Annotated in this window: 6 protein-coding genes and 1 pseudogene; 1 reads left to right on the forward strand and 6 read right to left on the reverse strand. The window is 65.3% G+C overall.

Annotated features, from left to right (window positions below):
• The 6 genes from AC08OO_RS14010 to AC08OO_RS14035 form a co-directional block, all read right to left on the reverse strand.
• Positions 1–1,260: condensation domain-containing protein (locus AC08OO_RS14010; RefSeq protein WP_476618616.1), on the reverse strand; the 1,260-nt coding region annotated here is incomplete at its 3' end.
• Between the two features lie 45 nt (positions 1,261–1,305).
• A complete protein-coding gene (locus tag AC08OO_RS14015; protein WP_476610274.1) occupies positions 1,306–3,222 on the reverse strand; it encodes an ABC transporter ATP-binding protein in 1,917 nt (638 codons plus the stop codon).
• 114 nt (positions 3,223–3,336) lie between these two features.
• The gene (locus AC08OO_RS14020; RefSeq protein WP_476610275.1) at positions 3,337–4,383 is read right to left on the reverse strand and encodes an alpha-hydroxy acid oxidase; all 1,047 of its coding nucleotides are present in this window, start codon (positions 4,381–4,383) and stop codon (positions 3,337–3,339) included.
• Between the two features lie 14 nt (positions 4,384–4,397).
• A complete protein-coding gene (gene aroH, locus AC08OO_RS14025) occupies positions 4,398–4,760 on the reverse strand; it encodes a chorismate mutase (protein WP_476610276.1) in 363 nt (120 codons plus the stop codon).
• A 448-nt stretch (positions 4,761–5,208) separates the two neighbouring features.
• Entirely contained in the window at positions 5,209–6,696 is a 1,488-nt protein-coding gene (locus AC08OO_RS14030) for a tryptophan 7-halogenase (protein WP_476610277.1), read from the reverse strand.
• A gap of 556 nt (positions 6,697–7,252) precedes the next feature.
• A complete protein-coding gene (locus AC08OO_RS14035; RefSeq protein WP_476618617.1) occupies positions 7,253–8,299 on the reverse strand; it encodes a ParB/RepB/Spo0J family partition protein in 1,047 nt (348 codons plus the stop codon).
• Positions 8,300–9,478: 1,179 nt separating this feature from the next.
• Between AC08OO_RS14035 and AC08OO_RS14040 the strand changes: the two are divergent.
• Positions 9,479–9,702: pseudogene (locus tag AC08OO_RS14040) on the forward strand (IS66-like element ISFsp11 family transposase); the annotation flags it as partial.
• Positions 9,703–9,807 lie beyond the last annotated feature (105 nt).

A 9,807-nucleotide genomic window follows, 5' to 3' on the forward strand; every position in this document is an offset into this window, starting at 1 on the left:
CAGCTCCACCAGGGACCGGGCGAAGCCCTCGGCCGCCTCACGCGAGAAGACGTCCGGCCGGTGCGTCATGCGGAAGCCGAGCCGCTCGTCGGGCAGCACGGTGAGGCTGAGCGGGTAGTGAGTCGCCTCAAGGCCGCCCACCGCCTGACTGATCTTGAGACCGTCCTCGCCCGGAGCCCGCCCGGGCGAATCGGATGGGTAGCTCTCGTAGGCGAACAGCGTGTCGAAGGTCGCCCCCGCACCGGCCAGCCGCTGGATCTCGGCCAGCCCCAGGTACTGGTGAGCGATCAGAGCCGACTGCCGGTCCTGCAGGGCCGCCAGCATCGAGGTCACCGGCTGGTTCGGGTCCAGCGGCACCCGCACCGGCACCGTGTTGACGAACAGCCCCAGCATGTCCTCCACACCGGGCAACTCGGGCGGACGGCCGGCCACCATCGCCCCCAACACCACATCCGAGCGCCCGGCCAACCGGCTGACCAGCATCGCCCATACGCCCTGGATCAGGGTGTTCAACGTCAGCCCATGACCGCGGGCCAGGCCGCGCAGCGCCGCCGTCAGCTCCTCACTCACCGAGAAGCGCACCCGACCGGGTTCCGGCGAGGCCTGCGCCGGATCGACCGCAGCGACGAGTGTCGGCCCGTCGACCCCGGCCAGCTCCTCCTGCCACGCCGTGCGGGCCTGTTCCCGATCCTGTTGCCCCAGCCAGGCCAGGTGATCCCGGTAGGGCCTCACCGGCGGCAACCCGTTCAGTCGCCCACCGCTCCGGTACACGGCGAACAGCTCACGCAGCAGCACCGACAGCGACCAGCCGTCCAGCAGAATGTGGTGGACTGTGATCACCAATCGATGCCGCCGCGCGCCGAACCGGATCAGCAGGAAGCGCAGCAACGGCGGCGCAGCCGGGTCAAACCGGCGGCCGTGCTCCTCGGCCGTCGCCTCGCCGGCCCGCACCTGTGCCGTGGCTTCCGGCAGCCCCGACAGGTCCGTCTCCGACCAGGGCAGCTCCACCTGCCTGGCAATCACCTGTACCGGCTGGTCCAGCGCCGCGGGCTGCCGGAACCCGGCCCGCAGGTTGGCATGCCGGTCCAGCAGCCGCTGGCCGGACTGCCGCAGGATCGCGGCGTCGAGCGGACCCTCGATGTCCAGTACGGCCTGCAACGCGTAGACGTCGGAGCCCTGCTCGTCATACAGGGCGTGGAAGAGAAGCCCTTCCTGCAACGGCGACAGCGGCCACAGATCCTCTATCTCCAACTGAGCCACCGTGCTTCTCCTCTCGAGTTCCGCGAAGGTTCAGCAAGAAGGACGTCAGGCGCCGACCCTGTCGTCGACCGAGTCCGTCGCCTGCCCGGCGAACTGGGTGAAGTACAACTCCGCATAGAGCCCGCCCGCCGCCAGCAGATCTTCGTGCGAGCCCTGCTCGCGGACACCGCCCGCGTCGATCACCAGGATCTGGTCGGCCTCGCGGATGGTCGACAGCCGGTGCGCGATCACCAGGGAGGTACGGCCTGCCAGCGCGCTCTTCAGGGCCCGTTGGACGGCGGCTTCGGACTCGGAGTCCAGGTGAGCGGTGGCCTCGTCGAGCACCACGATCGACGGCGCCTTCAGCAGCAGCCGGGCCAGCGCCAGCCGCTGCTTCTCACCGCCGGACAGCCGGTAGCCGCGATCCCCGACGACGGTGTCCAGGCCGTGCGGCAGCGAGGAGATCAGATTCCAGATCTGCGCGCCCTGGCACGCCCGCACGATCTCCTCGTCGGTCGCGTCAGGCTTGGCATACGCCAGGTTCCGCCCGATGGTGTCGTGGAACATGTGCGCGTCCTGGGTAACCACCCCGACCGTGTCACGCAGTGATTTCAGCGTGAGGTCCCGCAGGTCGTGACCATCGATCCAGACTGTCCCAGCGATCGGGTCGTACAACCGGGAGACCAGATGGGTGATCGTGCTCTTCCCGGCGCCCGAGTGGCCGACCAGCGCGGTGAGCTTCCCCGCCGGAGCCCGGAAGCTGATCCGATCCAGCACCATCGCGGTGGTCCCGGTGCGCTCGGCGGACGGCAGCGCGATCGATTCGAGCGAGGCGAGTGACACCTCGTCGGCGGTTGGGTAGCGGAACGACACCTCGTCGAACTCGATCTCCGGCGCGGCCGACGAGGCGGACGGCAGCGCGATCGCGCCGGGGCGTTCGGCGACGAGCGGCCGCAGGTCGAGTACCTCGAAGACCCGGTCGAAGCTCACCAGCGCGGTCAGCACGTTGAGCTGGATGTTGGAGAGCTGGTTGATCGGGCCGTACAGCCGGTTGAGCAGGACCGCGAAGGCGGCAAGGGTGCCGAGCTGGAAGTCGTCGTGGATGACCAGAACACCGCCGATGCCATAGACCGCCGCGGTGGCGAGCGAGGCCACCATCGTCATCGCGACGAAAAACACCCGCCCATATACGGCGGTCCGCACGTTGATATCGCGGACCCGCGCCGCCCGGTCCTCGAACTGCCTGCTCTCGGTCGCGGGCTCGCCGTAGAGCTTGACGAGGATCGCGCCCGCCACGTTGAAGCGCTCGTTCATCATCGTGCTCATCTCGGCATTGAGCTGCATGCCCTCCCGGGCATACCGCTGCAGCCTGCGGCCGACGACCCGGGCCGGCAGCATGAAGCACGGGACGAGCGCGAGCACGACTATCGTCACGACCCACGACAGGTAGAACATCGTGACTATCACCAGGACCAGCGACAGCGCGCTGGACACCAACACGGTCAGCAACTGCGACATCGCCTGCTGCGCCTCGATCACGTCGGTGTTCAGCCGGCTGACCAGCGAGCCGGTCTGCGCCCGAGTGAAGAAAGCGATCGGCTGCCGCTGCACGTGGGCGAAGACCCGGGTCCGCAGATCATAGATTATCTGCTCGCCAAATCGCGCGGAGAGCATCCGCTGAGCGATTCCCAGAAAGGCATCCAGAAGGGCGAGTGCCGCGACGACCGAGGCGACTACGACGACCAGCCTGGTGTTCTCCTTCAAAATGCCGTCGTCGATGAGGAACTTGAGTAGCAGTGGATTGGCCGCAATACTCGCGGCCTCGAGTGACCCGGCTGCCAGCAGCAGCACCAGGCGCCACCGATAAGGCTTGGCATAAGGCAGGATCCGGCGCATTGTACCCGGCCTGATCTGCTGCCGGGTAATCGGTCGGTCACCACCCACCCCGCGGATCATCATGGGGCCCGGAGCTCCGAGCGTCATCACCGACCTCCTAAACACGGGACCCGAAGTAGTGGCCGCGGTATCGGTTCAACCGTACCTAGCGGAGTTTGCGGCAACCACTGTCCAACTGCCGAAAACTCACGGTGAGCCGTATCAGCGCCCAATGAGGCCGGGATGGATGTCGGCCAGCGAAGGTGTGCCGGTGAGGGTCATCGCGTCGGTGAGTTCCTCGATGAGAATGCCCAGCACATGAGCTGCGCCTTCCTGCCCGCCGACCGCCAGGCCATGGAGGACTGGCCGGCCCACGAGCACTGCGGCGGCCCCCGCCGCCAGGCAGGCCAGCACGTCCCGGCCCCGCCGGATGCCACCATCGACCAGGACCGGGCAACTTCCCGCCACCGCCGCCACGATCTCCGGGAGTACCTCGAAGGTCGCGGGGACACCGTCAAGCTGGCGGCCCCCGTGGTTGGAGACCACGATGCCGTCCACCCCCGCACGTACCGCCCGTTCCGCGTCCGAGGCCGTCAGGATGCCCTTGACCAGCACCGGCAACGAGCTGATCGACCGCAGCCAGTCGATCACCGACCAGTCCAGGGTCGGGTCGAGCTCGGCGCTGGCGTGCGCGGCGGGCGAGGAGAAGCCATCCCCGTCGAGGTTGACCGGCACGATACCCGGAGGCAGCCGGAAGTCGTTGCGCACGTCGCGCAGCCGGCGGCCAAGCCGGGGCGCGTCAACGGTGAGAACCAGCGCATTCATGCCCGCCCGCTCCCCGTGTTCGATCAGCCGCTGCGTCCGGAAGCGGTCACGGAAGCAGTACACCTGGAGCCACAGCGGGGAACCTGCGGCCGAGACCAGCTCCTCGAAGCGGCGCCCGGCCATGGTGGAGACGACGACGGGCATCCCGACCGAGGTGGCGGCCCGTACCGTGGCCAGTTCCCCATCTGGGTGAGCCAGCGTGTGGAAGGCCATCGGGGCGACAGCCAGCGGCGCCGCCCACCGGTCACCGAAGATCCTGGTGGCGATGTCGGGGTCGGGCGCGCCGCGCAGCACGGTTGGCCGCAGCCGGACGTCGTCAAATGCCGCCGTGTTAGCCGCGAGCGTCCGTTCCTCCCCGGCGCCGCCCGCGCAGAAGTCCCAGACCGGACGGTCCAGCCGGGCCCGGGCCAGGTTCTCGTAGTCGCCGAGCGTCAACGCGGTCATCCCAGCCTCCGAGATCACTGCGCCAGATCAGGGCGCAGCGCGCTCGCGCCGCGCAGATACACATGCCTGATCGGCGGGCGCGCCCCGTCGACCTCCACATGCGCCATCAGCCGTACGACGCGCGGCAGCGCCCCGGGCACACCGATCTCGCTGGCGCAGATCATCGGTACCGTGTGGAAACCAGCCTTCCTGGCGGCCAGCGCGGGGAACTCGGCGTCCAGATCCGAGGTCGCGGTGAACAGCACACTGATCACGTCGTCGGTCACCAGCCCGTTGCGGATGAGCACCTCGGTGACCAGCTCGATCGTCGCCTCGAAGATGTCCTCTCGCGCGTTCGCCCCGACCTGCGTGGCACCGCGGATCGCTCGCACAGTCATACCCGCAGCGTCACTCGGATCCAGACTCACAACAATGGCGTCCAGAAATTTTTCGCCAGCACCATCGGATGCCTTTTCGACAGTCGGCAAGAACGGTTGGAGCGATATAATCGTTCACGGGATCACTCCGTGGCCCAGCGACGGAAACTGACTTCCTGAAAGAGCCCCGAATATCGGTCCGAATCCGATTCCGATTCCGGGTACTCTGCATCTTCTCTTCACTCGGGTTACACCCACGGTGGCTGACGGCACGCGGCCGAGGTGGTGCCCGGCACGGCACGGAGCCGAGCCGTGGAACTGGCACAAGGCCGTAGAACTGGCACGCACCAGCGGCGCCATCGTACTGGGCTGACATCCACAGAACCAACCGGCCCACACAGACAACCGGCCCACACATGGTCCACCATGTGTGGGCCGGTTGCTTTTGGACGCGACCGGTACGGCTGGCCTAAGCGTCGGCGGGCAGCCAGAACATGCCGTCAGCCGACGAGACCAGACCGCCGGGGAACAGCGGGGTCTCCGGCTCGGCGTCCTCACCGAGCAGCGCGCGCATCTGCATCTGCGAGCCCTCGTGCATGACCCCGCGGATCACCTGCGACTTCATGAACGGCACCATGCTCTCGCTGTTGTTGGCCACGAGCGCGTCGACCGCGGTAGTGAAGTCGGCGGTGTTGGCCTGCAGCCGGAGGGCCAGGGCGTCGGCGTCGGTCAGCGCGGATTCCCCCGACGACACGCCGCCGATCAGCTCGACGAATGCCTCCAGCTCGGGCTGGCTGTTCCCGGTGACCTTCTTGGCCTGCCAGAAGTAGGAGTCCTCGCTGTGATGCATCTCGTAGAACGACACCAGAAACTCGTAGAACACGCCGTACTCTCGGCGGTAGCGGGCCTCGAACTCCTGCATAGCGGTCTTCTCGTCCACAATCTCGGCGAGGACGCTGTTGATGGACCGGGCCGCGAGCAGCGCGCTGTAGGTCGCGAGGTGCACGCCGGAGGAGAACACCGGGTCCACAAAGCACGCGGCGTCGCCGACCAAAACCATCCCGGGACGCCAGAACGTCGTCTGATGATAGGAGTAGTCCTTGCGTACCCGGAGCTGGCCGTACTGCCCGGTGGTGACCCGCCTGGCCGGCGCGAGGTAATCCGAAATCATCGGGCACTCCTCAATGAGCGCCTTCATGGCCTGCTCGGAGTCACCCTGGACCTTCTCCGCCATTTCCGACCGTACGACCGCGCCGACGCTGGTCAGCGTGTCGCTCAGCGGGATGTACCAGAACCAGCCGCTGTCGAAGGCCACACACAGGATGTTGTTCCGGTTGGGCTCGGGCATCCGCCGGCCGCCCTCGAAGTAGCCGAACAGGGCCAGGCTGCGAAAGAACTCCGAGTACTGCCGGGTGCCGCCAACCCGATGGTAGATGCGGCTTTTGTTGCCGGTGGCGTCGACCACGAAGGAGGCCCGCGCCTCACGCCGGTTGCCGCCGTCGTCGGTGTAGCGGATGCCGACGACCCGGTCGCCGTCCTCGATGACGTCGGTGGCCGAGCAGCCCTCGTGTACTTCGGCGCCGACCCGGCGGGCGTTCCGCAGTAGAATCTCGTCGAATTTCGACCGTTCAACCTGATAGGCGAACGAGGTCGGCCCAGCCATCCGCGACGACACCGAGAAGGCGAACGTCCACGGCTCCGGGGTGGCCCCCCATCTGAAGGTACCGCCGCGCTTGAGCGGGAAGCCGGCTTTGGCCAGTTCGTCGGCGGCGCCGGTCAGCCGGCAGACCCCGTGGATAGTGGAGGGTAGCAGCGACTCGCCGATCTGGTAGCGCGGAAAGTGCTCCTTCTCCAGGACGAGGACTCGATGCCCCTGCATGGCCACCAGCGCGGCCAGTGTGGAGCCGGCGGGTCCGCCGCCAACGACCACCACATCAAATTCCGCAGAATCTGTCACGGCCATCTCCCACCATTTTTTCCGAGCCCTTTAAGCCCGCTTGACCAAATTTTCAATCTAGTTTCGAATTTTCTCAAATAAATGTCAAGGACATTCTTCCGACAACGACTCCGCCGCCTCCTGCCCGGCTGGTACGGCTGGTACGGCTGGTTCCCCGCGACTCGGCGCCACCAGTATCAGGCCGGCGATGAACATCGTGATCAGCACCATGAGAACGAGCATGGTGAACGGTTCCCTGCCGCCGCGGCGAGCCCCATATTCAGCGCGATCAATGCCGGTGAATCCCGGTGTCCACCAGGATGGTGGCCAGCCCCCCTGGCGGGAGTCCAGTCCGCTCAGCCGTGGCGCCGTGAGTCCTCTCCTATCGTCCAACCGCGCGATCTCGGCACTTGAACAGCGGCTGGCTATCCTTGCCGCTCGGCCATCTGCGGCAGACCGCGGCGTACAACCGGTGGTATTCCGCCGGCTCCTCCCGACGACGCCGGCTGATGGACGGGCTCAAACCTTCGAAATCGCCCCCGTATCAAAAAATCGAGGCGCTACATCCGCTCTTTCGCTACTCTGCCTCCGAGGAGACACGATGCTCGCCGTCCCGGAGTTCCTCCGCGAGCAGGCACCATATATCAGCATACCCAGAGAAGAGATCGGCGATGGCTTCCCTGCAGTGGGGTGGAACGTTTTCGATGATCTTTTTTTTCTCCCGAGCCGTGACCGTGCAGTAGCTCAGGACGTGAAGCACCATCCTTCCTACCTCGTTGTACCTCAGTGACGGATCCTTCCGCAGAACATCAAAGAGAGAGAAAAGTTCATCCAGCGATCTCCTCTCTTTTCGTCCCGAGCTGAGGTTTTTACGCATCGCCATGCGTCGCCTGAGGTTCACCGTGTCGACGTTCCGCTGCTTTACGGGGACCGGGCTTGCTCCCCGGAGAACTCGATTCTTTACGTCCGCCACCGTAGTCGGAGAGATCCCGGCTTCCCTTGCGATCTGCCGAAGAGAGGCGGCGGGATTTGCTTTGATCAGTTCGCTGGCCCGCTCCCTGCCCTCCACAAAGCTCAACGGCCTCGTACGCCCATCCATACCAATCCTGCTCGTGAACTGAGGGACGCTTTCGGCCAGGCTCTGGCGGATTTCCGAGACCTTTTTCGCGGAAACTCCGACTACCGAGGCCACAGCTCTGTCCGACCACTGCGGACGGCACGCGATAATACGCTTCGCAGCGGCCACCCGATCCGCCATCGTGAGCGGCAGGCCGTGCGTGACGTTTGCGGCGACCGCCAGGAGAAAAGCGTCTTCGACGTTGCCATCAAAGAACTGCACCCTGATATCTTCCTCACCACGAATCGCGGCGGCCCGTAGCCGGTGGATTCCATCGACCACCCTCATCGATCCCCGATGCACGATGATCGGCGGCAACACGGCTTCCGTCTCGGCCAGTATCTTGACATGATGCCCGACCTCGCCGGCCACGCGAAGCGACTCGGAGGTGGTGAGTGAATTTATCGGCAGTAGCTCAACGGTGGTGTTCTGTAGTTCGTTCAGCAGTTTTCTCAGATAGGACCAGCCATCGCCTCCGCGCCCTTCCGTCCCGTTTTCAGAAATCACGTGCTCTTCCTTCCTGAAGAGTTCCAAGGGATAAATTTACGGGTAACTCTGGCGTGGATGGATGAGAACTATCCGCGAGGCTTGAGCCGAAAGACTCCCTCGTGACGAAGGCCAGGTGAAAGGCGCTCCGGCGGGCTTCCCGGCAGGAGGGCCGAAGGTCCACGGGCCCGGTGGGCACCCGGGCCGAACGGGTGGGTATCGACCAGGCCTGGCCCGGAACGCCATCCGGGCTCGGGACCGGTGTCCACACCAACTTCGGCCGCTCAACGTGGTCACCCAGGTGACGCCTCATGGTTGATCTTGAGCGTCTTCATGAACCTTGACGAAGAGCAAAAGATTACCAAACAACAACGAATTTGATTACACATGAGTATTAATCGCACTAGGGTTGGCACCTACAGTCGACAAATAATGTGGGTGACGGCCGGCAGTAAAAATCCGTGCTGTCTCACGGGCGGGCCGAAGGTGAGAGCGGGAATCGAGGAAACGTAAGGAGGAACGAATAATGGACGTCTAGACCACCATAGTTCGAAGCCCCCAGCGAAGATCTTTATGGCGGCCTTCTGGATGGCCCCTCACGGAACCCCCCTCAAGAAGATCCGAAAAGACAGAACGATGCCCATGAGACGGACCTCACGCTAGCACCGATACCCCGCGCCTCGCAAGCTTTGTCCTCGCAATCCTTCTCCGTGGAGTTTGCCTAAAAACAACCGTCCAAATTGCCAGGTTTGTCGAGGGCCTCACGCTCTGCCACTGACTCGCCGGGCCGCACCGGTAAATATCTCGGCCCCTGCTCGGATACCCGGGATGAATGTTTCATCATGCGACCACTGTTTGCGCAGGTAGCAGACTAGATCAAAGTTCTGGTTCCACCCTTGAACGCCGTCCCCTTAGAACGCGTTTGAGGTCGTCGTGCGATAACTCTCCGTACCAGCCAGGGCGTACGACGGGTATGCCTTGCCGGGAAGAGGCCCGATGCCGTCCGCCAGGAGCATGGGACGTGTCCATTCAGGGTGGGCGGCCGTAGCCCGCTGACTTTGGGGTTTGTATTGGGGAGGTACGTTGGGCTCGTTGCTTGGTCCTGGTGGTTGGACGTGGAGGATCATGGGTCGTGGCTGACCCGTCCGTGTCGTGGGGCCGCGTCTTGCGGCAGCCGAGGAGCTGGCCGGCGAGTAGGTCGCGGCCCGGGCGGTGAACGACAAGCTGGCCGCGACGAACGAACGGCTGCGGCGGGCCGTGGCGGACGCGGCCGAGCCTCACGAGACGGAGTTGGGCGCGGCACGGGCCGAGCGGGACCGGGCACGTGAGCGGGTCGAGAAGCTCGATGTTGCCAACCTGCGGCGGCGGTTGTCGATGGACAGCACAAACCCCCGGTGCTGTCGTCGAAGGAGCCGATCGGCGCGGTTGCGCGTTTCAGATGGGATCAGATACTCTTTCGGGCTGGTTCAGGTCGGGGGTGTAGCCGGACCGGTAGCAGACCATCCCGACCACACTCACCCGCCCGGACC

Source organism: Frankia sp. CeCAU1 (assembly GCF_977971845.1).